General features: G+C 70.2%; 19 protein-coding genes and 1 tRNA gene. 10 read left to right on the top strand and 10 right to left on the bottom strand.

What is annotated here, in order from left to right; translation table 11 throughout:
- Window positions 1-87: 87 nt before the first annotated feature.
- The 3 genes from Q0Z83_RS45335 to Q0Z83_RS45325 all read left to right on the top strand — a co-directional run bounded on the left by Q0Z83_RS45335 (window position 88) and on the right by Q0Z83_RS45325 (window position 6,593).
- Complete coding sequence (locus tag Q0Z83_RS45335; RefSeq protein ID WP_317789728.1) at window positions 88-1,446, top strand: carboxyl transferase domain-containing protein; 1,359 nt, start codon at window positions 88-90, stop codon at window positions 1,444-1,446.
- An 11-nt stretch (window positions 1,447-1,457) separates the two neighbouring features.
- On the top strand, window positions 1,458-3,464 hold the full coding sequence (locus Q0Z83_RS45330) for an ATP-binding protein (protein ID WP_317789727.1): 2,007 nt from the start codon (window positions 1,458-1,460) through the stop codon (window positions 3,462-3,464).
- A 69-nt stretch (window positions 3,465-3,533) separates the two neighbouring features.
- Window positions 3,534-6,593, top strand: a complete 3,060-nt coding sequence (locus Q0Z83_RS45325; RefSeq protein WP_317789725.1) for a M4 family metallopeptidase — start codon at window positions 3,534-3,536, stop codon at window positions 6,591-6,593.
- Between the two features lie 131 nt (window positions 6,594-6,724).
- On the opposite strand, the gene Q0Z83_RS45320 is transcribed toward Q0Z83_RS45325, so the two are convergent.
- The 5 genes from Q0Z83_RS45320 to Q0Z83_RS45300 all read right to left on the bottom strand — a co-directional run bounded on the left by Q0Z83_RS45320 (window position 6,725) and on the right by Q0Z83_RS45300 (window position 12,887).
- Window positions 6,725-7,720, bottom strand: coding sequence for a serine/threonine-protein kinase (locus tag Q0Z83_RS45320; protein WP_317789724.1), 996 nt, complete (start codon window positions 7,718-7,720; stop codon window positions 6,725-6,727).
- Between the two features lie 31 nt (window positions 7,721-7,751).
- A complete protein-coding gene (locus tag Q0Z83_RS45315) occupies window positions 7,752-11,360 on the bottom strand; it encodes an adenylate/guanylate cyclase domain-containing protein (RefSeq protein ID WP_317789723.1) in 3,609 nt (1,202 codons plus the stop codon).
- On the bottom strand, window positions 11,357-12,148 hold the full coding sequence (locus Q0Z83_RS45310; RefSeq protein WP_317789722.1) for an MBL fold metallo-hydrolase: 792 nt from the start codon (window positions 12,146-12,148) through the stop codon (window positions 11,357-11,359). The genes Q0Z83_RS45315 and Q0Z83_RS45310 overlap by 4 nt, the downstream gene beginning before the upstream one ends.
- Before the next feature lie 95 nt (window positions 12,149-12,243).
- Window positions 12,244-12,735, bottom strand: coding sequence for a RidA family protein (locus Q0Z83_RS45305; RefSeq protein WP_317789720.1), 492 nt, complete (start codon window positions 12,733-12,735; stop codon window positions 12,244-12,246).
- Window positions 12,732-12,887: a DUF4177 domain-containing protein gene (locus Q0Z83_RS45300; protein WP_093619400.1), complete on the bottom strand. Its 156-nt coding sequence runs from the start codon at window positions 12,885-12,887 to the stop codon at window positions 12,732-12,734. The genes Q0Z83_RS45305 and Q0Z83_RS45300 overlap by 4 nt, the downstream gene beginning before the upstream one ends.
- Window positions 12,888-13,020: 133 nt before the next feature.
- Between Q0Z83_RS45300 and Q0Z83_RS45295 the strand changes: the two genes are divergently transcribed.
- The 3 genes from Q0Z83_RS45295 to Q0Z83_RS45285 are packed head-to-tail and all read left to right on the top strand — an operon-like array spanning window position 13,021 to window position 16,017.
- Window positions 13,021-13,839, top strand: coding sequence for an Rv0361 family membrane protein (locus tag Q0Z83_RS45295; protein ID WP_317789718.1), 819 nt, complete (start codon window positions 13,021-13,023; stop codon window positions 13,837-13,839).
- Window positions 13,840-13,881: 42 nt separating this feature from the next.
- Window positions 13,882-14,832 carry an ArsA-related P-loop ATPase gene (locus Q0Z83_RS45290; protein WP_317789717.1) on the top strand — a complete coding sequence of 317 codons (951 nt, stop codon included), beginning with the start codon at window positions 13,882-13,884 and terminating at the stop codon, window positions 14,830-14,832.
- 42 nt (window positions 14,833-14,874) lie between these two features.
- Window positions 14,875-16,017 (top strand): ArsA family ATPase, encoded by a 1,143-nt coding sequence (locus Q0Z83_RS45285; protein WP_317789715.1) that lies wholly within the window; start codon window positions 14,875-14,877, stop codon window positions 16,015-16,017.
- Between the two features lie 36 nt (window positions 16,018-16,053).
- Here the strand turns inward: Q0Z83_RS45285 and Q0Z83_RS45280 are convergent, their stop codons facing one another.
- Entirely contained in the window at window positions 16,054-16,356 is a 303-nt protein-coding gene (locus Q0Z83_RS45280) for a WhiB family transcriptional regulator (RefSeq protein WP_041832981.1), read from the bottom strand.
- A gap of 308 nt (window positions 16,357-16,664) precedes the next feature.
- On the opposite strand from Q0Z83_RS45280, the gene Q0Z83_RS45275 reads away from it, so the two are divergent.
- Window positions 16,665-19,091, top strand: a complete 2,427-nt coding sequence (locus Q0Z83_RS45275; protein WP_317789713.1) for a transglycosylase domain-containing protein — start codon at window positions 16,665-16,667, stop codon at window positions 19,089-19,091.
- 67 nt (window positions 19,092-19,158) lie between these two features.
- On the opposite strand, the gene Q0Z83_RS45270 is transcribed toward Q0Z83_RS45275, so the two are convergent.
- Window positions 19,159-19,611 (bottom strand): GatB/YqeY domain-containing protein, encoded by a 453-nt coding sequence (locus tag Q0Z83_RS45270; protein ID WP_317789711.1) that lies wholly within the window; start codon window positions 19,609-19,611, stop codon window positions 19,159-19,161.
- Between the two features lie 24 nt (window positions 19,612-19,635).
- Here Q0Z83_RS45270 and Q0Z83_RS45265 point away from each other — a divergent pair, with 24 nt between their 5' ends.
- Both Q0Z83_RS45265 and Q0Z83_RS45260 read left to right on the top strand, forming a co-directional pair.
- Window positions 19,636-20,529 carry a metallophosphoesterase gene (locus tag Q0Z83_RS45265; RefSeq protein ID WP_317789710.1) on the top strand — a complete coding sequence of 298 codons (894 nt, stop codon included), beginning with the start codon at window positions 19,636-19,638 and terminating at the stop codon, window positions 20,527-20,529.
- A 74-nt stretch (window positions 20,530-20,603) separates the two neighbouring features.
- A tRNA-Pro gene (locus Q0Z83_RS45260) sits at window positions 20,604-20,680 on the top strand.
- A gap of 98 nt (window positions 20,681-20,778) precedes the next feature.
- Here the strand turns inward: Q0Z83_RS45260 and Q0Z83_RS45255 are convergent.
- The 3 genes from Q0Z83_RS45255 to Q0Z83_RS45245 form a co-directional block, all read right to left on the bottom strand.
- Window positions 20,779-21,516, bottom strand: coding sequence for a DUF4352 domain-containing protein (locus Q0Z83_RS45255; RefSeq protein WP_317789709.1), 738 nt, complete (start codon window positions 21,514-21,516; stop codon window positions 20,779-20,781).
- A complete protein-coding gene (locus Q0Z83_RS45250; protein ID WP_317789708.1) occupies window positions 21,513-22,595 on the bottom strand; it encodes an SPFH domain-containing protein in 1,083 nt (360 codons plus the stop codon). The genes Q0Z83_RS45255 and Q0Z83_RS45250 overlap by 4 nt, the downstream gene beginning before the upstream one ends.
- 87 nt (window positions 22,596-22,682) lie before the next feature.
- Window positions 22,683-22,952, bottom strand: a complete 270-nt coding sequence (locus Q0Z83_RS45245) for a hypothetical protein (RefSeq protein ID WP_317789707.1) — start codon at window positions 22,950-22,952, stop codon at window positions 22,683-22,685.
- Between the two features lie 176 nt (window positions 22,953-23,128).
- On the opposite strand from Q0Z83_RS45245, the gene pyrE reads away from it, so the two are divergent.
- Window positions 23,129-23,656, top strand: coding sequence for an orotate phosphoribosyltransferase (pyrE, locus tag Q0Z83_RS45240; RefSeq protein ID WP_317789706.1), 528 nt, complete (start codon window positions 23,129-23,131; stop codon window positions 23,654-23,656).
- The last annotated feature ends 124 nt before the right edge of the window (window positions 23,657-23,780 follow it).

Below are 23,780 nucleotides of genomic sequence, written 5' to 3'. Positions count from 1 at the left end.
CTCGGCCACTCGTTACGGAGGTGGCCGAGAGGCATCGGTGCGGACAGGAGAGGGCGCGGCATTGAAGGCAGGCAGGGGTGTGGCGAGATGACCGTGCTCGACACCACGCTGGACCCGCGTGACCCCGCCTATCTGGAGGGGCGCGGGACCACCCTGGAACGCCTCGCCGCGCTGGAGTCCGCCCTCGACGACGCCCGGGCCGGGGGCGGCGAGAAGTACGTGACCCGGCATCACGCACGGGGCAAACTGCTGCCCCGGGAACGCATCGAGATGCTGCTCGACCAGGACAGCCCGTTCCTCGAGTTGTGCCCGGTCGCGGCGTGGGGCTCGGAGTTCCCGGTCGGTGCGAGTGTGGTCACCGGGGTCGGTGTGGTCGAGGGCGTCGAGTGTGTCGTGGTCGCGAACGATCCGACGGTCGACGAGGGGGCGGTCAACCCGTACACCGCCGAGAAGATCCGGCGGGCCACCGCGATCGCCACGATGAACCGGCTACCCCTGATCAACCTGGTCGAGTCGGCCGGTGACAGTGGCTCGGTCGGCGGACTGTTCCCGCCCGACCTGGTCCCGTCGATCTGTGTGGTGTTCGGCGCCACCACGGGTGACGCCGCCTATCTGCCGGCGCTCTCCGACTACACGATCCGGGTACGCGGTCACGCGAAGGTGCTGACGATCCACCCGCAGCCGATAAACGGTCACGCGAGCGTGGACGTGCGCGCCACTCCGGTGGTGCCGGCCGGCCCGACCGGACCGGCCGACCAGCTCGCCGAGGACGAACGGGACGGACTGCGCCTGGCCCGGCAATGTGTCCGGCGGCTCAACTGGCGCAAGCTCGGCCCGCAGCCGCGCACCCGCTGCCCGCTCCCGCCCCGGTACGACTCGGAGGGCCTGCTCACGCTGGCCGCCGCGGAGCCGGCCAGGTTCGAGCCGCGCGAGGTGTTCGCCCGGATCCTGGACGGCAGCGACTTCGACGAGTTCAAACCGGGCCACGGTACGGCGATGGTGGCCGGATGGGGTGAGCTGCACGGATACCCGCTCGGAGTGCTGGCCGGCCCGGTCCGGTCGTGTTCGGCGGCCGAGGCACAGAAGGTCGTCCACTTCCTGCACATGGCGAACACCACGGCCACTCCGGTGCTGTTCCTGCGGCACATCGGCACGCCGGCCGAGGAGGAGCACGACACCAGGCACGACGCCCCGATGGCGCACGCGATAGCCCGCTCGACGGTCCCCCACCTGGTCCTGACCGTGGGCGGCGTCACCGGCGAACGCACCGACGAGCCGCGGTTCCGATTCAGTTGGCCGTCGGCCGACCGGAGTGCCGACACGAGTCGAGCCGATGACGGCGTCATCGACCCACGCGACACCCGTACCGTCCTCGGCCTCTGTCTCTCCGCGGTGCACAGCGCGGCCGTGGTGGGTGCCGGGCACGTCGGCGTGTTCCGATCTTGAAAGGTAGACCAGTGATCCGACGACTTCTGGTGGCCGACCGTGGAGAGGTCGCCCGCCGGGTGTTCGCCACGTGCAGGCTGGTCGGCATCGAGACGGTGGCCGTCTACTCCGACGTCGACACCGACGCGCCGCACGTCATCGAGGCGGACTACGCGGTTCATCTGCCGGGCAACACCCCGTCGGCGACCTACCTGCAGACCGAGGCACTGATCGCGGCCGCTCAGCGGGCCGGCGCCAACGCCGTACATCCGGGGATCGGTCTGCTCGCCGAGGACCCGGACTTCGCCCAGGCCGTGGTCGACGCCGGGATGATCTGGGCCGGACCGCCACCGGCCACGCTGCGCACGCTGGCCGACAAGATCGAGACGAAGAAGCTGGTCGCCGAGGCGCAGGTCCCGGTTCTGCCGACCTTCACCGACCCGGAGCAGGTGCCCGGGTTCCCGGTGCTGATCAAGCCGGCCGCGGGCACCGGCGGGCACGGCATTCGGGTGGTACGGGACGCGAGCACCCTGGCCGAGGCGATCGCCTCGACTCGTCGCGAGGTCGGCGGGGAGGTGTTCTGCGAGCCGTACGTCGGCAACGCCCGCCACATCGAGGTCCCGATCCTGGCCGACGCCCAGGGCGCGGTCGTGCCGTTCGGTGAGCGGGAGTGCTCGGTCCAGCGCCGTTACCAGAAGATCATCGAGGAGAGCCCGTCCCCGGCGGTCGACCCGGGCCTGCGGGAGGACCTGTGCCGGGCGGCGATCATCGCGGTCCGGGCGCTCGGCTACGTCGGGTCGGGTGCGGTCGAGTTCCTGCTCGACGGGCAGGGCGACTTCTGGTTCATCGAGCTCACCCCGACCCTGCAGGCCGATCACGCGGTCACCGAGTGCGTCTCCGGGTACGACATGGTCCGCCTCCAGTTGCTGGTGGCGGAAGGTGGCAGCGTGCCGATGCCGGGTCCGCCGCCGATCCGCGGGCACGCCATCGAGGTGCGGATCTGTGCCGAGGACCCGGCCTACGCGTGGCTGCCGGCGGCCGGCACCCTGCACCGGTTCGCGGTTCCGGACATCGCCGGCTGGTTCCGGCCGCTCCCCCAGCCCGGCCTGCGCCTGGACGCCGGAGTCGCGGACGGGTCGGTGATCGGGATGCACCACGATCCGATGCTGGCCAAGCTGGTGGCGTGGGCGCCGAGCCGTCAGGAGGCCGCCCGGATGCTCGCGTCGGCGCTGGCCCGTACCCATCTGCACGGGGTCGTCTCCAACCGCGACCTGCTGGTCCGGGTGTTGCGGCACCACGCGTTCCGCGCCGGTGATCTGGACACCGGATTCCTGGACCGGCATGCGGAGGTCTTCGCGCCGCTGCTCTCCTCGGTCGACGCCGTGCGTCTCTCCTGCCTGGCGGCCGCCCTCGCCGGCGCCGCGGCGCGGCGGGCGGCGGCGCCGGTCCTCAACTCGCTGCCGTCCGGCTGGCGCAACGTTCCATCGATCTCCCAGACGGCGGTGTACGACGGACCGACCGGCCCGGTCGAAGTCGGCTACCGGATGAACCGCCGGGGCGACCTGGCCGGCTGGTGGGTCCGCGCGGTCGACCCGGAGGAACTGGATCTGGCCGGGCTGGGCCAGGCCCCGGTCGCCGACGAGCACCCGGCGGTGGTCGTGGTGTCGGCCGACGCCGGCCGGGTCGTCCTCAACGTGCAGGGCATTCGGATGGCGGTGCACGTCCACCGGGTCGGCGACGTCTCGTATGTGGACAGTCCAGAGGGGTCGGTCGCGCTGCGGGAGATCTCCCGGTTCCCGCTGCCCGCTCCGGAGGCCGCGGAGAGCTCGCTGATCGCGCCGCTTCCGGGTGCGGTGCGCCGGATCCTGGTCGTTCCCGGTCAACGGGTCCGGGCCGGTGAACTGCTGCTCACGCTGGAGGCGATGAAGCTGGAGCATCCGGTGCACGCGCCGTCGGCCGGGGTGGTCTCGTCACTGCCGGTGCAGCCGGGGGCCGAAGTGGACACCGGCGAGCTGCTGGCCGTTCTCGACCCGGAGTGACGCGCCAGCGCCGATCGCGTCGCTCCGGTATCGTTCCACCGTCTTCGATATCGACGGGGGAACATGAAGATGGCATCGCGGCATCGCCGTGTCCTGATCGCGGCCACCGCCGCACTGGCTCTGGCCGGTGGCGGATGCACGGCCGCCGGGGAGAACAGAGCCGCCGGGGAGAACAGCAAGGCCGGCGAGCCGGCAACGGCGGCACCGGCCCCGGCCTCGACGCCGACCACGACGACGACACCGAAGCCGCGGGTCACCCGCAGCGCGGCCGTGGACGAGGCCCGTTCCGTGGTGAGCCGCAACGCCGCCGCCGTGAAGTCCGGACCGGGCGAAAAGTACCAGGCCGTCGATGCCGTGGTCGGAGCGGACGGTGACCGGCACGTCCGGTTCAACCGTACCCATCGGGGCCTGCCGGTTCTGGGCGGCGACTTCGTGGTCCACACCGACGCGAACGGACGGTTCACCGACGCGACAGTGGCCCAGGACCGCCTGATCGACGTCCCGGAGACCGCGAAGGTGAGCCGGAAGCAGGCGCTCGACGTGGCCGCTCTGACCGGAAAGGTGGAAGCGCGCAAGGTCGTCGACGCCCTCGACGGCGAGCCGGCGCTGGCCTGGGAGGTCACCGGGGCGACGAAGGTGGTGATCGTCGACGCGACGACCGGGCGGATCCGCCTGTCCTACGACACCGTGCACACCGCCGAAACCGGCACCGGGCACGGCCTGCACGTCGGCGATGTGCAGCTGGGTACCACCCGCCGTGACGACGGCACCTACGCCCTGATCGACCCGGACCGCGGCGGCAACACCGTCCACGACGGCCTGAACGGCTGGCACGACTTCTCGATCGGCAAGTTCGCCGAGTTCACCGACGCCGACGACGTCTGGGGTGACGGCACCCGCGCCGACCGGGCCACCGTCGCCGTCGACGTGCTCTACGGCATGGCCGAGACCTGGGACTATCTGAAGGAGACGTTCGGGCGCAGTGGTCTCGCCGACGACGGCAAGGGTGTGACGGCCTACGTCCATCGCGGCGTCGACTACGGCAACGCCTCGTGGCGCAGCGCCTGCGACTGCATGCTCTTCGGTGACGGCGAGCCGGGCGAGGAGCCGTTCACCACGATCGACATCGTGGCCCACGAGTTGGCACACGGCCTCACCGATCAGACCGCCGACTTCGTCTACGCCGGCGAGCCGGGCGGGCTCAACGAGTCGAACAGCGACATCTTCGGCACCCTCGTCGAGTTCTACGCGAACAACCCGGTCGACGCCCCGGACTATCTGATCGGCGAGCGCACCCTCGTCCGTGATCCGGCCCTGCGCCGGATGGACGAGCCGAGCCTGGACGGCAAGTCGGCCTCCTGCTGGACACCTACGGTCAAGAGCCTCGATGTGCACTACTCGTCGGGGGTCGGCAACAAATTCTTCTACAACCTCGCGGTCGGCAGCGGCGCCTCGCAGTGGGGCGAGAGCACCCCGTGCGGTGCGGCCGGTCCGGTCACCGGGATCGGTAACGACAAGGCCGCCCGGATCTGGTTCCACGCGCTCAGCGTCTACATGGTCTCCAACACCGACTACGCGGGCGCCCGGGAGGCGACCCTGCGTGCCGCGGCCGACCTGTACGGCGCGGACAGCACCGAGCGGCGCACGGTCGACGCGGCCTGGCTGGCGACCGGGGTCGACGACTCGCAGACGCCGTACGGCGCCCCGGTACTCGTGCCGTTCGCGGACAGCACCCCGTCCCCGCAGCTCGGCGAGCCGGTACGGATCCAGCTGGCCGCCCGTGACCCGCAGCATCAGCCGATCACGTTCAGCGCCACCAACCTGCCGTCCGGCGTGACGATCAGTGCCGACGGTCTGATCAGCGGCACACCCGACACCAGAGCGCGTTTCGTCAGTTCCATCACCGCGACTGACTCGGACGGGAACCGCTCCGCCGCCGCGATGATGCTCTGGTCGATCAAGGGTCCGCCGCTCGTCGTGGACGTCTCCCCGAAGGTCACCGAGCCGTTCGGCGGCTACTCGTACATGAACTTCGGCGCGACCTTCATCGAGGACCCGGACTACCTGCCGGACATCTACGACCCGCTCAAGGTGACCGCCACCGGTCTGCCCGACGGGCTGACCCTGCGGGTGACCACGCCGAGCGGGCAGTCCGGCCGCTTCGTCGCCTCGGTCGTCGGCAAGCCGACCGGTATGGGTTCCGGAACGGTGGTGCTGACCGCCGTCGACGCCGACCGCAACGTGGCGACGGCCACCATCCCGTGGGAGGTGTACCCGGCCCGACTGCCCGGCTACCCGCCGAACGTGACGGTCACCGGTGGCGACACCGGCACCGCGAAGCTGACCTGGGAACGGCCGGCATACGGCCCGGAGGACGCGTTCCCCAACGGCTACGTGGTCCGGGTCCTGCCGGGCGGCGCCGAGACCAGACTCGACGACTGGCAGGCGCGGTCGCTGACCCTCACCGGGCTGGACATCCGCCGGACGTACACCATCGGGGTCCGCGCGACCAGCACGATCGGCGACGGTCTGGAGCGGACCGTCACCCTGGCCCCGCCCGCCCTGCCGATCAGCGCCACCCCGGCGGCGGTCACCTACGGCCAGACGTCCCTGGTCAGTGGCCGGGTGCTGCGCGGCAGCAGCCCGGTCGCGGGCGTCACCGTCGTGGTCGAGCACCGGCCCGCCGGGAAGAGCACGTGGAGCCGCTTCGCCACGGTCCAGACCGACGGCAAGGGAATCTGGCGGGCCACCGCCCGATCGGCGACCACCAGCGCGATCCGGGTCCGCCACCTGGGTTCGACCGGCCTGTGGCCGGCCACCTCGGCCAACACCTGGCTCTCGGTCCGCTACGCGGTCACCGCTAAGGCGAGCACGACAAAACCCAAGGCCGACAAGAAGATCAAGATTTTTGGTACGGCCAAACCCGCCCGCGCCGGCGTCCAGGTGACCCTGCAGTACCGGAAGGGTTCGCGCTGGATCAACATCACCAGCACGAAGACCACCAAGACCGGTTCCTACGTGTTCAACCGTGCCTTCAAACGCGGCACCTGGAACCTTCGGGTGGTCGTCGCCGGCGGCGGCTACAACGCCACCGGCACCAGCGGCACAGTGAAACTGACAGCCAAGTGAAACCGGTCCGGCCGGGAGGCCCACGGGCGTCAGCGTCCAGTTGAACGCCATGGGGTGCTCACCGTTGCCTCAAGCGCTTTGAGGCAACGGTGAGCGCCCCAGCGCGAAGGACCCCTGATTACGGAAGATCTCTAGCTGCCGAACCATTTCTGGAAGAAACCCTTGCGGCCCGAATCGTGCTGAACCGTCGGGGTCTCGTCGAGAGTCGGCGTGCTCGGTGGGATCGGCCGCGGTCGTGGCGGTGGCACATGGTTTGTCGACGTCGAGCGGTAGACGGTCGGCGGCGGCTGCGGGGTGCTCGGGTCCAAATGCAGGTTGTTGAGCAGGTCGCGGAGCTGCTCGGCGGTCGGCCGGGCGCCGGGATCGTTGTTCATCCCGTAGCGCAGCACGTCGGTCAGGGCCCGTGGCGCGGTCGGCAGGTCGGGGATCGGCTGGTGGAAGAGATCCATCAGGGTGAGCAGGCTGGGGCTGCGGTTGGTCGCCCAGCGCGGTGGTCGGCCGCTCATCACCGCGTAGAGGGTGGCGCAGAGCGCGTAGACGTCGGCGGCGCCGGACGGGGTGTCGTGGCGGAACATCTCCGGCGGCGCGTAGGCCGGGGTGAGCACCTCGAGGGTCACCGACGAGTCACGCATCTCACCGAGGACGGCCAGGCCGAAGTCGGCGAGGACCGCCGCGTTGAACTCCGAATACAGGATGTTGGCCGGTTTCACATCGCGGTGCAGCACCCCGTTGGCGTGTGAGTGCACGAGCGCGTCAGCGATCTTGATGCCGACGTCGCGGGCCTCGACCGGGTTGAGCGGGGCGACGCGCATGCGATCCAGATACGACCCGTCGCACAACTCCATGATCAGGTAGGGGTGTTGGTCGACCGTGACACCGACGTCGAACAGGTCGACCACGTGCGGGTGCGACGACATGCGCCCGGCCGCCCGTGCCTCGCGAAGGAAGCGGGCCTGGTCGCGCGGGTTGTCGAGAGTCCGGTTCTCCATTTTGATGGCGACGTCGCGCCCCACCGAATCCTGGGTGGCGCGATACACGGTGGCATAACCACCACGCGCCATGACCGACAATCCGGACATGCCTGGCACGTACGGTACGGGCAGGGCACCAGGCGGAGTCTCCGTCACGGAATAGAAAATACGCCAGTCCGCCGGAAGATCATCCGGGCACGTCAGACGCGTACGCGACAGTTTCCTCGACAACCGTGACCGCGAGGGTTTTCCGCAGGTCCTCGGCGGCCGCCCGCTCGCTCGACTGTTCGGTCGAGTGCGCCAATCGCACCGCTTCGTCCGCTGAAGCCCTTGCTTCCTCGCAACGATCGGCGGCGGCGAGCACACGGGCCCGGACCATGGCGGAGATCACACTACTGCGCACATCCTCGGCCGGCGCGGCGGCGGCCCGCTCGACCCAGGTGAGCGCGGTGTCCACCCGGCCGTCCGCGAGCAGCGCCGAGGCATAGGACGCCAGCGCGTGCCGCCGAGAGAACAGCAGCGACGGCGTGGAGGTGTCACTGGCTATCGGCGCGAGCAGCCCGACCGCGGTCGACGCGTCCCCGGCCCTGGCCCGTGCCTCGGCCAGCAGCACCCGCGGGCCCACCTGGGCCGGGGCCAGCGGATTGTGCGGCTCGACCGCGGTCATCACCCGGCGCGCGTCGGCCTCGGCGGTCTCCAGGTCACCCCGCTGCAGGGCGACGAACCCGCGCAGTGTCCCGGCCATCCCGAGCAGCAGTGGATGCCCGGTCCGATCGGCGTACCCGAGTGCGTCGGTGAGCAGGTCGGTGGCGTGGTCCAGCTCGTTCAGCCCGCGGGCGATCGCACCCCGCACCACCAGCGCCAACCCGCAGCCCCAGTCGTCGGAGACCTCCAGGAACTCCCGGTACGCCCGGCGCGCCTGACCGTCGGCCGCGCCGAGATCGCCGAGTTCGGCCGCCGCATACGCCTCGACGACCCGCAGTGTGCCGACCGCCCAGCCCTCACCGACCCGGTCCCCGAACGGCAGGAACAGCCGGGCCAGCCGCCGGGCCTCCTGCAACCGGCCGGCCAGCAGCCGGGCGAACGCCGTGGTGCCGCGCAGCCAGGCCCGCCCGACCGGGTCACCGAGCTCGGCGAAGAGCCGCGCGGCCCGGCCCAGCACCGCGTCGGTGCCGGCGAAGTCGCCGCGGGTGGTGGTCACCCAGGCCAGGCTCTGCAGCGCCCAGGCCTGCCCGTGCCGGTCCCCGGCCGCCAGTGTCACCTGGTACGCCGCCGCGAACCGGCTACTGGCCTGGCTGAGCCGCCCGTTCAGGAAGTCGGCCATACCGAGCCGGCGCATCGCGTTGGCCCGCTCCGGCAGCAGCTGGGCCTCGGTCGCCACGTCGAGCGCCTCCTGCCAGGAGGTGACCGCCCGGCCGGTGTCACCGAGCGCCTCATAGGCCCGGCCCACCACGATCATCGCCTCGGCTTTGCAGACCGGCTCCTCGGCCGCGGCCACCGCGATCTTCTCGCCCAGGGCCAGGGCCAGCTCGGCGCGGCCCAGACGCAGCTGCGCGCGGGCCAGCACCAGCTGATCCGACAGTGGCAGGTCACCCTTGGCCAGGACGGTGGCGCGCTCCGCATAATCGATGGCGGCGGCCGGCTCGATGTCGGCAAGGGCCCGCCGGGCCAGCCGACCGAGCGCCGCTACGCCGAGCGGTGCCACGTCACGCGGCGCCGCCTCCGGTCGCAGGCGCACCGCGTCGGCCAACTCGACCGCGTGCTCGGCGTGTGTGGCGATGAACGCGTCCCGCTCGCCGCCGGTCAGGTTGAGCCGGACCGCGCCGTCGTTGCCGGGCTCGGTGACACTCTCCGGCGCCGCCCAGGAGGCCAGGTACGCGTGTCGCTCGGCCAGGTCGCCCTTGCCGATCCCGGCATACGCCGCCTCGCGCATCAGCGGGGTGCTGAACTGGTAGCCGCCGGACCGTGAACGATGCAGCATGCGGCGCTGGAGCAGCTCGTCGACGGCACGCTCCAACTCGACCGCGACGACCACACCGGGTCGGGTGTCGGCGACCGCCCGCCGCTCCTGGAGTGCCTCCAGCACACCGTTGGGCACCGTCGTCCCGGCCACCGACGCGTCTCGCAGCACCGAACGCGGCTCCGGGGAGAGCGCGTCGATCCGGGCGGCGAGGACCGCGGCCAGGTCACGGGAGAGCAGGCGGCTGCCGAGCGAACCGGCGGCCAACTGCCAACGGCCGGCCGCGTTGGCGCCGACCGCCGGGGTGAGCGCTCCCCGCTCCATCAGCAGGGTGACCATCTCGGCCAGGTAGAACGGGTTGCCCTGGGCGTTGGCGAGCAGCCGGTCGCTGTCGGCCGGGGGCAGCTTGCCGCCGTGCAGGTAGGAGGTGAGCAGCCGGGACGCGTCGGCGCCGCGCAGCGGAGGCAGGCTGTGCACCTCGGCGTCGGCGAGCCGGGTCATCGCGCCGGCTGTCCGCACCAGCTCGGGACGGCCGAGCAGCAGCGCCACGACCGGGCCGTCCAGCTGGTTCAGGGTGAGGCCGATCGCCTCCAGGGTGGTGTCGGTGGCGTCGTGCAAGTCGTCCACGATCACCACCAGCGGTTCCTCAGCGGCGAGCGCGTTGAACAGGTCGGCGACGGCGATCGAGATGGCCTCGGCGTCGATCCGGCGGGCGCTGGCCGGACGGTCGGCGGGCGCGGTCGGCCCCACCGTCCGGTCCGGGGCCTCGCCGTACCCGAGCAGCACCAGCAGCCGGTCGTTGTCGAGCGTGACGTTGAGCCGGCCGGCCAGCTTGCGCAGCCGCTCGTCGGCGACCGTGCGGGCGACCGTGGTGGCCACGTCCTTCGGCAGACCGGCGGCCTTGCGGACCAGGTCGGCCAGAGGCGCGTACCGCCGTCGCTCGCCGAAGGCCCGGCAGCGCACCCGCAGCACCCGGGCCGCCTGGCCCTGCCCGGAGTAACCGGTGGCCAGGCGTTTGACCTCACCGGCGAACCGGGACTTGCCGATGCCCGCCTCCGCGGTCATCACCAGGATCTTGGGGATGCCGGTGTCGATCGCCTCGGCCAGCCGGCCGGAGAACCGGCCCAGCTCGGCCTCCCGGCCCACGAACGGTGCCTCGTCACCGAGGCCGGACCGGGTGCCGGGGGCGTCGTGCAGACCGAGTAGCTCGTACGTCGGAACCGGCTCGCGCTTGCCCTTGAGACGCAGTGGCCGCAGCTGCCGCCAGGAGGCGACGTGCCGAGTCCCCGCACTGGTCCGCTCGCCGGCGTAGACCGTGCCGATCGCCGCGGCGTCGGCCAGCCGAGCCGCGGTGTTGACCGTGTCGCCGATCACCGTGTACTCGATACCGGCCTGCACGCCGGCGACCACCTCGCCGGTGTTCAGCCCGATGCGCAGGCCGAGTGGCGCGCCGCCGCCGCGCTCGTCGTCGAGCACCCGGCGGACCGCGCGCTGCATGCTCAGGGCGGCCCGGACGGCGCGCTCGGCGTCGTCCTCATGGGCCACCGGCGCGCCGAAGACCGCCATGATGCCGTCGCCGGTGAGCTTGTCGACGTGCCCACCGAACGTCTTCACCGCCCCGGCCAGCGAGGCCAGCACCCGGTCGGTGACCGCGCCGACCCGTTCCGGATCGAGGTCCTCGGAGAACGAGGTGAAGTCGGAGAGGTCACCGAAGAGCACCGTGACGATGCGCCGCTCGGCGGCCGGGAGCAGTGCGGCGGCCGGCAGCCCGGCGCCACAGTGATGACAGAAGCGTGCGCCGGGAACCGGGACGGTCCCGCAGACCGGGCAGGTCACGGCTGCTCCCGGCGCAGGTATTCGAGCTGCGCCGCCGCGGACCACTCGGCGGCGAACCGCAGGGCCGGGTCGAGATCGGGATAGACCAGGTCGACGACGGCGGCGGGCGTCTCGGCTCCGGCCGCCAGGGCGGCCGTCACCTGCGCCAGGCGCTCCCGGCGATGATCGAGATAAAAGCGGGCACGCTCGGCGGTGTCGCTGCGGGCGGGTCCGTGGCCCGGCAACATCAACGCCCGGGGGTACGCGCTGAGCAGCTCCAGGCTGTCCAGGTAAGCCCCGAGATCGCCGTCGGGCGGGGCGACCACCGTGGTACCGCGGCCGAGCATGGTGTCACCGGTGAACATCACGGACTCGTCCCCGAACTCGACGAAGAAGGACACCGAGTCGCTGGTGTGCCCCGGAGTCTCCAGCACCCGTATTTCCAACCCGTTCCCGTCCAGGGACTCCCGCGGGTCGAACGGCTCACCACCCAGGCAGTGCACGGGTGAACCGGCCCGCACCGGAGCGCCGCCGAGCAGCTCGGAGAGCCGGGCCGCCCCCTCGACGTGATCGTGATGACCGTGTGTGATCAGGATGGTCCCGATCGGGCCGTGCTCGGCGATCCGCCGCAGATGCCCCTCGTCCAGCGGACCGGGGTCCACGACGGTGGCCCGCTCGGCGCCGGGCGCCCGCAGGATCCAGGTGTTGGTGCCGTCCAGCGTCATCGGCCCCGGGTTGGGCGCCGGCAGCAGCGTCACCCAACCCGGTAGCCGGTCGACCTCGGCCGACTCGGGCTCAGCAGCCCCCATGACCCGAATCGTACGTCGGTCCGGCGACCATGACCGAGACACGATGTCCGATCCGGTCACCAACGGTGAGCAAATGCGCCCGAATCATCGCAAGATCACGCCACCTCGGCGATGACCTCGACCTCGACCGGAGCGCCGAGCGGCAGTTCGGCCACACCGACCGCGCTGCGGGCATGCCGGCCCTGCTCGCCGAGGACCGCGCCGAACAGGTCGGACGCGCCGTTGATCACGGCCGGCTGAGCGGTGAACCCGGGCGCCGACGCGACGAACCCGACCACCTTGACGATCTTGACGACCCGTCCGAGGCCGACCAGGGCGTCGATCGCGGCGAGCGCGTTGATGGCGCACAGCCGGGCCAGGCCGGCCGCCTCCTCGACGGTGACCTCGTCGCCGACCTTGCCGGTCTGCGGCAGCTTGCCGTCGACGAACGGGAGCTGGCCCGAGGTGTAGACGTAGTTGCCGGACTGGACGGCCGGCACGTAGGACCCGACCGGCGCCACCACCGTCGGCAGGGTCAGACCCAGCTCGGTGAGCTTGGCGTACGCGTCCACCCCACCCTCACCGGCGATCGGAGCCGGGGTGGTCATGACTTGGGCCGCTTCAGATAGGCGACGAGCTGCTCCGGGTTCGGCCCGGGGACGACCTGGACGAGCTCCCAGCCGTCCTCGCCCCAGTTGTCGAGGATCTGCTTGGTCGCGTGGACCAGCAGGGGCACGGTCACGTACTCCCACTTCTGCATGGCTTGCGCTCTCCTGTTCGTCGGATACCGGCACAGCTTAGGACGCGGGCGACCGGCTGGTTGGTTAGGCTGAGCGGAGTTTGTGCACGTAGAGCGCCCATGCCATCACTGATTGCGATGAGCGGAGGATGACATGACGCAGAACGAACCGGGCGGGCACCCGGAGCCGCCACCGACCCCGGAGCCGGAGCCCCCGTCGCCCCTACCACCCGAGGATCCGATCCCGCCCCAGCCACCGCATCTCCCGGCGATGGAGCACACCGCCGAGATGTCGCCGGTGGTCGACACCGCCGAGCATCCGGTGGTGCCGACCGAGGTGATCGCGCCCGCGGTGTGGCATCAGCCACCGCCGACCGGGCCGTGGCACGCCCGACACGAGAAACCCGGCGAGTGGCGTCATCCGCCTCCGGAGCACCTGGCCTACCAGCACTCGCCACCGGCCGAGATCCAGCCGCAGCCGGAACCGATCTGGGTGGGCCCGGCGATCGGACGGTTGCCCGGGATCGACCCGCGGCGGCGCGCCACGATGTTCCTCTCGATGGCGTTCGTGGCCACCCTGGCGCTCTGCGGCGGCGGCGCGGTCTCCGCCTTCTACCTGCTCCGGGACGCCGACACGCCCGGCTCGCCGGACCCGACCACCGCGGTCAACCGGTTCCTCACCGCGGTCTACACCCAGCAGGACGCGACCGCCGCACGCGATCTGGTCTGCGGCAAGTCCCGGGACGAGGCGAAACTCACCACCCGGGTGGAGCAGATCAGCTCGTACGCCGACGGTTATCAGGGTCCGGTCTTCCGCTGGGACGAGCCGGCCGTGGCCGACCGGGACGACGAGCGGGCCCGGGTCGACGTCCGGGTGATCATGTCGACCGAGGACGAGCGGACCGCCACTCAGGATCTCCGGTTCACCGTCGTACGCAAGACCGGCTGGTTGGTGTGCGAGGTCGCAGGCTGACAGATGCCCGGTCGCCTGACACGTGCCCGTAACGTGGGACGTATGGGCGAACACCGCAACTGGCCGGAGCGGCTGCACGTGGTGACCGGCAAGGGCGGCACCGGCAAGAGCACGGTGGCCGCGGCGCTGGCGCTGGGTCTGGCCGCCGGTGGCCGGCGCACACTGCTGGTCGAGGTGGAGGGCCGGCAGGGCATCGCCCAGTTGTTCGGTCTGGAGCCGCTGCCCTACGCGGAACGGCGGGTCGCGCAGACGTCCGGCGGCGGCGAGGTCCGGGCGCTGGCCGTGGACCCCGAGGAGGCCCTCCTCGAATATCTCGACATGTTCTACAAGCTCGGCGCGGCCGGGCGGGCGCTGCGCAAGGTCGGCGCCATCGACTTCGCCACCACCATCGCCCCGGGCCTGCGTGACGTTCTTCTCACCGGCAAGGTGAAGGAGGCGACCACCCGCTCCCGGGACGGCAGTCGCGTCTACGACGCGGTGGTGCTCGACGCGCCGCCGACCGGCCGGGTGGGCCGCTTCCTGAACGTGACCGAGGAGACCGCCCGCCTGGTCAAGGTCGGCCCGATCAAGACGCAGAGCGAGGGTGTGGCGTCGCTGCTGCGCTCACCGATGACCGCGGTGCACGTGGTCACGCTCCTGGAGGAGATGCCGGTCCAGGAGACCCTGGACGCCATCACCGAGCTGTCCGCGCTGCACATCCCGGTGGGCCGGGTGGTGGTCAACGGTGCCCGGCCGCCACTGCTGGCCGGCGGCAAGGCCACCAAGGCGGAGATCAAGCGGGGCCTGACCGCGGCCGGGCTGACGGCCGCCCCGGCCACGGTGAGCCGGCTGGCCACCGAGGCCCAGGCGCACCTGACCCGGCGGGAGCTGGAGGAGTCGCTGCGGCTGGAGCTGGCCGAGCTCGGCCGACCGATGGTCGAGCTCCCGCTGCTGCCGGGCGGCGTCGACCGTACCGCCCTCGACGAACTGGCCGCGCTCCTGATGCGAGGGTGACCGTGATCCGGCCGGCGTCCGATCAAGACGCACTACGCTGAAATGGTGGCTGAATTGACGGCTCCACGGCTCGACGTCGACGGCCTGCTGGCCGACCCGTCCATCCGCATCGTGGTCTGCTGCGGGGCCGGCGGGGTGGGCAAGACGACCACGGCCGCGGCTCTCGGCCTGCGGGCCGCCGAGGTGCACGGCCGTCGCACGGTGGTGCTCACCATCGACCCGGCCCGGCGGCTCGCCCAGTCGATGGGCCTGACCGAGCTGGACAACACACCCCGGCAGGTCAAGGGCATCGTCGCCGAACGGGCCGGCGGCGAGCTGCACGCCATGATGCTGGACATGAAGCGCACCTTCGACGAGGTGGTCGAGCAGCACACCACGCCGAAACGCGCTCGGGAGATCTTCGCCAACCCGTTCTACCAGGCCATGAGCTCGACCTTCTCGGGCACGCAGGAGTACATGGCGATGGAGAAGCTGGGCCAGCTGCGGGCCGGCGACGAGTGGGACCTGATCGTGGTGGACACTCCGCCGTCCCGGTCGGCGCTGGACTTCCTGGACGCGCCGGCCCGGCTGTCCCGGTTCCTCGACGGCCGGATGCTGCGGATGTTCCTGGCTCCCGCCCGGACCGGTGGGCGCAGCGTGTTCAGCCTGGTCACCGCGTCGTTCGGGCTGTTCTCCAAGACCGTGCAGAAAATCCTCGGCGCGCAGTTGCTGACCGACCTGTCCGGCTTCGTGGCGGCACTCGACTCGATGTTCGGCGGCTTCCGGCAGCGGGCCGACCAGACGTACCGGATCCTGCAGGACCCGCAGACCGCCTTCCTCCTGGTCGCCGCGCCCGAGCGGGACGCCATCCGGGAGGCGGCCTACTTCGCGGAACGGCTGGTGGCCGAGCGGATGCCGCTGGCCGGTCTGGTGCTGAACCGGATGCACCACACCGACCTGGCCGGGCTGAGCGCGACCGACAGCGAGGCCGCCGCCGACCGGCTGGACGAGCTGGGTGATCACCAGACGACCGCCGACGTGCTGCGGATCCACGCCGGGCTGCTGCGCCAGGCCGAGCGGGAGGCGGCTGTCGCGACCGGGTTCACCGGGGCGTTCCCGGCGGTGCCGACCACCTCGGTCACAGCACAGCCCGCCGACGTCCACGACGTCGACGGGCTGCGAACGATCGGAGCGCTGCTCGCCTGACCGGCAGCTTCACCGGCCAGGCGGAACCACGCCTGATCAGCGGGTGGAGACGAGCACCTTGTCGGCGCCCTTCTCACGCAGTGCGGCCTCGAACATCTTCCGCCAGCTCGCCACATGCGGGTGACGGCGGAGAAGGGCCCGCCGTTCCCGTTCCGTCATGCCTCCCCAGACGCCGAACTCGATGCGGTTGTCCAGGGCGTCGGCGAGGCACTCGTAGCGGACCGGGCAGCTGCGGCAGATCCGCTTCGCCACGTTCTGCTCGGCGCCCTGCACGAACAGCGCGTCAGGGTCGCCACTCTGACATGCCGCCATGCTGGGCCAGTCGCTGATCATCCCCACGGTAAACGTCCCCCCTTGTTTCACCCCCTGACGCCGATGCGGCCCCTGTTCCCCCGTGCTGCATCGGCGTCCGTGTCTCGCCGCACCATCATGCTCTGTAGTTGGGTGATTACGCAACGTTGTCCCTCAAATACGTATAGGCCGGTAGTTCCGGGCATACCGGCAAAGTGAGGGTGGCCGAACGGGGGTATCTTTGGTGCAGAAGCGGGAAAACGGTCCGCCGAGAAGGGTGACAGCTCACACTCGTATCGGGCGGAGTGGTGCTTCCGGACAGGCGGTCGCGTGCATGCTTCGCGTACCCTGCTCGGGTGACCTCCTGGTTTCGCAGACGCGATCACAACATCTTCACGAACGCGACCTCATTACTGGTCTGCGGCCTGCTGGCAGGCGTAGTCGTGGCCGCCGCGGCATTCCCCGCCGCGGCGATGACCGGGCTGGCGGCCAAGGCCGGCGGCCAGACGTTCGCGGGTCTGCCCAGTGAGCTCAAGGAATTCAGCTCCCCGCAGATCACTCGGGTCTACGCCTCGGACGGCAAGACCCAGATCGCGGTGTTCTATGACGAGTTCCGCAGCGACGTCCCGCTGAAGGACATCTCGAAGAACATGCAGGCCGCCATCCTGGCCGCCGAGGACCGCAAGTTCTATGAGCACAACGGCGTCGACCTCAAGGGCGTCGCGCGCGCGTTCGTGAGTAACAACCAGGGCGGCGCACAGCAGGGCGCCTCGACCCTCACCATGCAGTACGTGCGGATGTCGCTGGCCTACTCGGCCACCAACCCGCAGGAGGTGATCGACGCGACCGAGGACAGCCCGAAGCGCAAGATCACCGAAATGAAGTACGCGCTGCAGATCTCGAAGCAGCTCTCCAAGGACCAGATCCTGGAGCGCTACCTCAACATCGCGCCGTTCGGTAACCAGACCTACGGTGTCTTCGCCGCGAGCCACGTGTACTTCAACAAGAAGCCGAAGGACCTGACCGTCGCCGAGGCGGCCATGCTCGCCGGCATGGTGAAGGCGCCGAGCAGCTTCAACCCCACCACTCCGAGCGGCCACGAGCTGATCACCGACCGCCGCAACACCTACATCATCCCGGCCATGGTCGAGATGGGCGCGGTCTCCGCCGCGGACGCCGAGAAGGCGAAGAAGGAGGCGGTCCCGACCAAGGTCAAGCAGGTCGGCCGGGGCTGCGCCTGGGTGGCGCGGAACAACTGGGGCTTCTTCTGCGACTTCTTCTACCGCTGGTGGCTGGAGCAGGAGTCGTTCGGCGCGACCACCTACGACCGGGAGCGGCGCCTCAAGAGCGGCGGCTACCGGGTGGTCACCACCCTCGACCTCAAGGGCCAGGCGGGCGCCCGCCGGGAGATCACCGAGCGCCAGTCCGACAGCAGCCAGAACGCGTTGCTGCTGGCCGGCATCGAGCCGGGCAGCGGCAAGGTCCGCCTGCTCGCCACGAACCGTAAGTTCAAGCTCGACGACCCGGATCACCCGCAGAACAAGATCTCGTCCGACCCGGCGAAGGCGAAGCTGAAGATCCGGGGTTCGGCCCCGAACACGACGAACCCGCTGATGAGCGGTGGTGGCGACATCGCCGGTTACCAGGCCGGCTCGGTGTTCAAGATCTTCCCGATCATCGCGGCCCTGGAGAACAACTACCCGCTGAGCTATCCCATCCTGGCCGAGAAACAGTACGTCTCCGGCTATGTCGTGGGTCCCGGCCCGGCGACCTGTAACGGGCACTTCTACTGCCCGAAGAACGCGGGTGGCGGCGGCGGCAAGGTCTACAACATGTGGTCCGCGTTCGCGAACTCGATCAACACGTACTTCATCCCGCTCCAGGAGCGGGTCGGTGCGGCGAAGGTCATCGCCGTCGCGAAGCGGTTCGGCGTGCAGTTCCGCCAGCCGAAGGAGGCCGACATGACCACCGAGAAGGGTGGCGCCAACCAGTTCGGCGCCTTCTCGCTCGGTGTCACCGCCTCCACGCCGCTCGACATGGCGAACGCCTACGCGACCCTGGCCGGCGACGGCATGTACTGCTCGCCCACCCCGATCGAGCAGATCAGCACGCAGGACGGGCAGAAGATCGACGTCGGCAAGCCGTTCTGCAACCAGGCCACCACCAAGGACGTGGCGCGCGCCGCACTGGACGCCGCGCGGTGCCCGGTCGGCGACTCGGCCCAGCTCGGCTCCTGCAACGGTGCCACCGCTCCGGACACCCGGGGCATCGTCGGCCACCCGGTCTTCGGCAAGTCCGGCACCACCGATGCGGAGAAGACCGCCTCGCTGATCGTCGGCACCACGAAGATCGTCGTCGCGGGCTACATGGCCAATCCGGACTGGCCGGACCACCGGGACCAGATGAAGCACGGCGTGATCAACCCGACCGTCCAGTACACCGTCAAGGAGTACATGAAGGACCGGGAGAAGCAGCAGTTCAAGAAGCCGGGCAGCACCAAGATCGTGTTCGGTGAGCAGCGCTCGATCCCGAACGTGGAGTGCGACTCGGTCTCGTCGGCCACCAACCGCCTCGAGGACCTGGGCTTCCACGTCACCCGGGGCGCCGAGGTCGACTCCGACTGTCCGAAGGGCACGGTCGCCGGCACCGACCCCTCCGGCCGGACGATCAAGGGCGGGGCGGTGGTCCTCCAGATCAGTAACGGCAAACCGACCACCCAGACGCCCACTCCGGGCACCAGCGGCGGGCCGGGAACACCGAACGGGCCAGGTCGGCCCAACTAGCCACAGCACCGGAAACGGGCGGGAGATCGAATCTCCCGCCCGTTTCCCGTACCGCTGGAAGGTTTTGTCAGGAAAGCCGGCGCCGCACCTCAGCGGCGACCCGACCGCCCTCCGCACGCCCCGCAACGGCCGCCTGAGCGGCCTTCATGGCCGGACCCATCTGCGCCTTGCCGCTGAAGCCGCCGGCCGCCAGCGCCTGTGCCACGATCTCGGCGATCTCCGCGTCGGTGAGCTGCTTCGGCAGGTAGCGGTCGAGGACCTCACCCTCGGCCGTCTCCTTCGCCGCCTGGTCGGTCCGCCCCGCACCGGCGAACGCGGTCGCCGCCTCCCGGCGCTTCTTCGCCTCCTTGGTCAGAACGGCCAGCACCTCGTCGTCGGAGAGCTCACGGGCCTCGTCACCGGCCACCTCGGCGGTCCGGACGGCGGACAGGGCCATCCGCAGCGTCGACGTGATCAGCTCGTCCCGGGCCTTCATGGCCGTGTGCAGGTCCTCGTTCAGGCGGTCTTTCAGCGTTCCCATGGCGGAGAAACTACCCTTGCGGGCATGCGTAAGCGCTCCCTTATTTCGGCCTTCGCCACTCTGTCCGCCGTCGGCGCCGCGACGCTGGCCTACGCAGCCCTCGTCGAGCGCAACATGTTCACCCTCCGGCGCTTCGACGTCCCGGTGCTCGAACCGGACGCCGAGCCGCTGCGCATCCTGCACATCTCGGACCTGCACATGATGCCCGACCAGCGGCGCAAGCAGGATTGGGTGGCCGGGCTGGGCGGCACCGACCCGGACCTGGTGATCGTTACCGGCGACAACATGTCCGACCCGGAATCGGTCCCCGGTGTGCTGCGCGCCCTGGATCCGCTGCTGTCGGTGCCCGGCGCGTTCGTCTTCGGCTCCAACGACTACCGCGGCCCGGTCTGGAAGAACCCGCTGCAATATCTGATGCCCGACCGGGAGTATGTGCAGGGTGTCGATCTGCCCGCCGACGAGCTGCGCGCCGCCCTGGTCGACGCGGGCTGGGCGGATCTGAACAATGCACGGACCGTCCTGAAGGCCGGTGGCCGCTCGATCGAGCTGGCCGGCGTCGACGATCCACACATCGAGCGCGACGACTACCCGTCGGTGGCCGGCCCGGTCAGCGCCGGTGCCGACCTGCACCTCGGCGTCACGCACACCCCCGCCTCCCGGGTCCTGGACGCGATGGCGGCCGACGGATTCGCCCTGCTGCTGGCCGGCCACACGCACGGCGGCCAGGTGTGCGTGCCGGGTGTCGGCGCCCTCACCACCAACTGCGACCTGCCCACCTCGATGGCGAAGGGCCTGCACCGCTGGCCCGGCTCGGACGCCTGGCTGCACGTTTCGGCCGGCCTGGGCACCCATCCGACCGCGCCGATTCGCTTCGCCTGCCGCCCGGAGGCCTCCTTGCTCACCTTGATCCCTCGCTGACCTGCGGTTTTACTGTTCGGGGATACCGGTTGTGGAGGCCCCCAGGGCCTCCGCTAGTATTTATCTCGCAGCAGCGGGGTGTGGCGCAGCTTGGTAGCGCGCTTCGTTCGGGACGAAGAGGCCGTGGGTTCAAATCCCGCCACCCCGACCACAGTTGCAGCAGGTGAGGGCCGGTCTCCGGAAACGGAGATCCGGCCCTGAACTGTTTCCGGGCCCGGGCTCCGCACAAACGCGGAGACCGAGCCCAGGCTACGAGGCGAACTTCACCTTGATGACAGCGTCCGCAGACAGTTCGTCACCGATCTGCAGATACGCGAGGGTCGTGTCGGCCGGGACGTCGAAGACCAACTGGTGATCGACGGTCTTCCCCGGGTCGATCGGCTCGCTGAGGACGTAACTGGTGTTGGTGAGATAGTTCTCCGCGATGCCGTTCTCCTGGAGAACACGCTCGGTCGGGCTGGTGGCCTCGATGCTGTAGGTCGGATAGCTGTCCGTCTTCTCACCGACGTTCGTCACCGAGAAGGCGACCGCACAGAATTTGCCGGCGGCCTTCTCCGTACTCGAGGACTCGTCGTAGGTGGTGGCCGGGTCGTCGAGTTGGGTGATCGTCTCCCTGGTGCAGTCGATCCCGCGAACCGTGGCCTCGAAGACCCCGACCCGTGCGGTGTCGCCGACCGCTATCTCCTCCACGTCCACGGATGAACCCGACGTGGCGATCGAGAAGATCGGAATCATGACGGCGCACACCGCAACGACCGCGCCCACCCCGAAGATCAGCGCCATCAGCTTCTGGCGGCGGATCATCTCCGGCGCCGGCTGGGTGAACAGCCGATTCGTGGTGATCGTGACCTGCGGCATCCCGAAGACGCCCGGCGGCGCCTGCAGGGGGATCTCGCGTCGGCAGTACGGGCATCGCAGGACACCGGCGTCCGGGTGGATCTCCAGCCCGGCTCCGCAGGACGGGCAACTGGAGGCGACGGCGGTCATCGGGGCAGCGGAGGTGGCGTGTCGGCGAACAGGGGCGCGAGCTCAGGTGTGTCGGCGGCCCGTGCCCACTGGCCCATTCCCGCCCGCCACACCAGTGATTCCCGGGTGATCGCGCCGGAACCGACCTGCACACCGAGGGTGCCGAGGTCGAACGGGCCCCGCCGGCTTCCGTCCAGACCCACATACCACTGCGGGGTCACCGGTAGCGGCGGCGGCTGCACCTGACCGGCGCTCCCGTCGACGGCCCCGCCCAGGCGCTGACCGAAGAGCATCCCGACGCCCAGCCCGGTGCCCAGTCCGGCCGCCCCCGGGTTCCGGGCCGCGTCCTCGATGGCGTTGGCGGTCTGGAACGTGGTGTATCGCTGCAGGTCGCCGATGATGCCCATCTGTGTACGTCGGTCGAGCGCCTGCTCCACCTCCGGCGGCGCCGAGATGTTCCGGATGATGACGGCCGGAATCCCCAGGCCCATCGGGGCGAGTTGCTCGGCGAGGTCCCCGGCGAGTCGGGTACCGATGGCCTCCTGTTGAGCTGCCATGTCGAGCAGAGACACGTTGGCGGTGGCCAACGCGGTGGTCAGCCTGCTGACGATCAACTGCTGGAGATAGTCGGAGACCTCTTCGGTACGGAATTCCGGATCCGTGCCCACCAATTCGGTGAGGAACCGGCGAGGGTCGATGACGCGCAGGGCATATGCCCCGTGGGCGCGCAGCCGGACCATGCCGAATTCCGGATCCCGGACGATGACCGGGTTCTGAGTTCCCCATTTCAGGTCGGTGAACTGCCGAGTGTTGACGAAGTACACCTCGGCCTTGAAGGGCGACTCGAATCCGTACTTCCAGCCTTTGAGGGTGGACAGCACCGGAAGGTTCCGAGTGTGCAGGGTGTGCGTGCCGGGACCGAAGGCGTCCGCGATGGTGCCCTCGTTCACGAAGACGGCCACCTGTGATTCGCGCACCACGAGACGGGCGTTCATCTTGATCTCGTTGTGGTACCGGGGGAAGCGCCACACGACCGTGTCACGGCTGTCGTCCAGCCACTCCACGATATCGATGAATTCGCCGCGTATCTTGTCCGACATCGCCATACCGACCTACCCGACAGTTCCCCGCCGGCCGGTCTCGGCCCGCGTCATCCGGGCCGGATGGTATCAACCGTGATCAACGTTTCAGAGAGCCAGCTGTGGGCCGACCGTACGTGGGGCCATCTGCTGCGGCACCGCATAAGGGCCGATCATCGACTCTACGACGGGTGCGATCGAAGGGCGCTCGTTGAGTTGCATGAGCCGGGTGGCGCGGGCCAGAGAGCCGGTCTCGCCGTCGCGGAAGCCCTCGCGGTAGCCACGTTCGTAGCGTTCACCACGGCCCAGCGCGCGGCCGAGGGCGAAGCAGGACGATCCGGCGAGAGCGAGCAGGAAGAGGATCGCGAAGGGCGTCACAGAACTATCCTTCCGGGACACAAGCCACTTATTAGGCGGAAATTACCCTAAACAGGCATAGTTTGTGCCGACCTGGAGATCAAGTACGCCAATGGGTGACCGTTTCGAGGCCTTTACGAGATCGAATCAAGGGGTGCCGTACGAGTGGCCCAGCCCACCTGACAAGCTGAGAACTTGTGACTGACTCCATCGACCTCGCCCGTCAGGTCCGCAGCGTGAGCCGCCTCACCGGCGAGTTCACGCTCCGCTCCGGCCGCACCGCCACCGAATACTTCGACAAGTACCAGTTCGAGGCCGACCCGGTCCTGCTCGACCAGCTCGCCGAGCGCCTCGCCGTCCTCATCCCGGAGGGCACCGAGGTCCTCGCCGGCCTGGAGATGGGCGGCATCGCCGTGGTCACCGCACTCGCCCGGCACGCGAAACTCCCCACCGCGTTCGTCCGCAAGCAGGCCAAGCAGTACGGCACCGCCCGTCTGGCCGAGGGCGCCGAGGTGGCCGGCCGTCGCGTGCTGATCGTCGAGGACGTCGTCACCTCCGGTGGCCAGGTCGTCATCTCCACCAACGACCTGCGCAAACTGGGCGCCCACGTGGATCACGCCCTCTGCGTCATCGACCGTCAGGAGGGCGGCGCCCAGGCCCTCGCCGCCGAGGGCATCACCCTGCGAGCCCTGCTGACCCGCGCCGAGCTCGACGCCGCCGCCTGACCCTTCACGGCCCAGTCGGCGATCCCTCCCGCATCACCACGCCGATGCGGTACGGGTCGGATCGCCCCACCGAACGTTCCCAGCCCCGGACTCCCGCGCGACGTCGGCGGTGGTCCGGGCCGAA

The organism is Actinoplanes sichuanensis (genome assembly GCF_033097365.1).
Classification (GTDB): Bacteria; Actinomycetota; Actinomycetes; order Mycobacteriales; family Micromonosporaceae; genus Actinoplanes; species Actinoplanes sichuanensis.
Note: the sequence above shows the minus strand (reverse complement) of the source record. Positions and strands in the feature narration are given on the sequence as shown.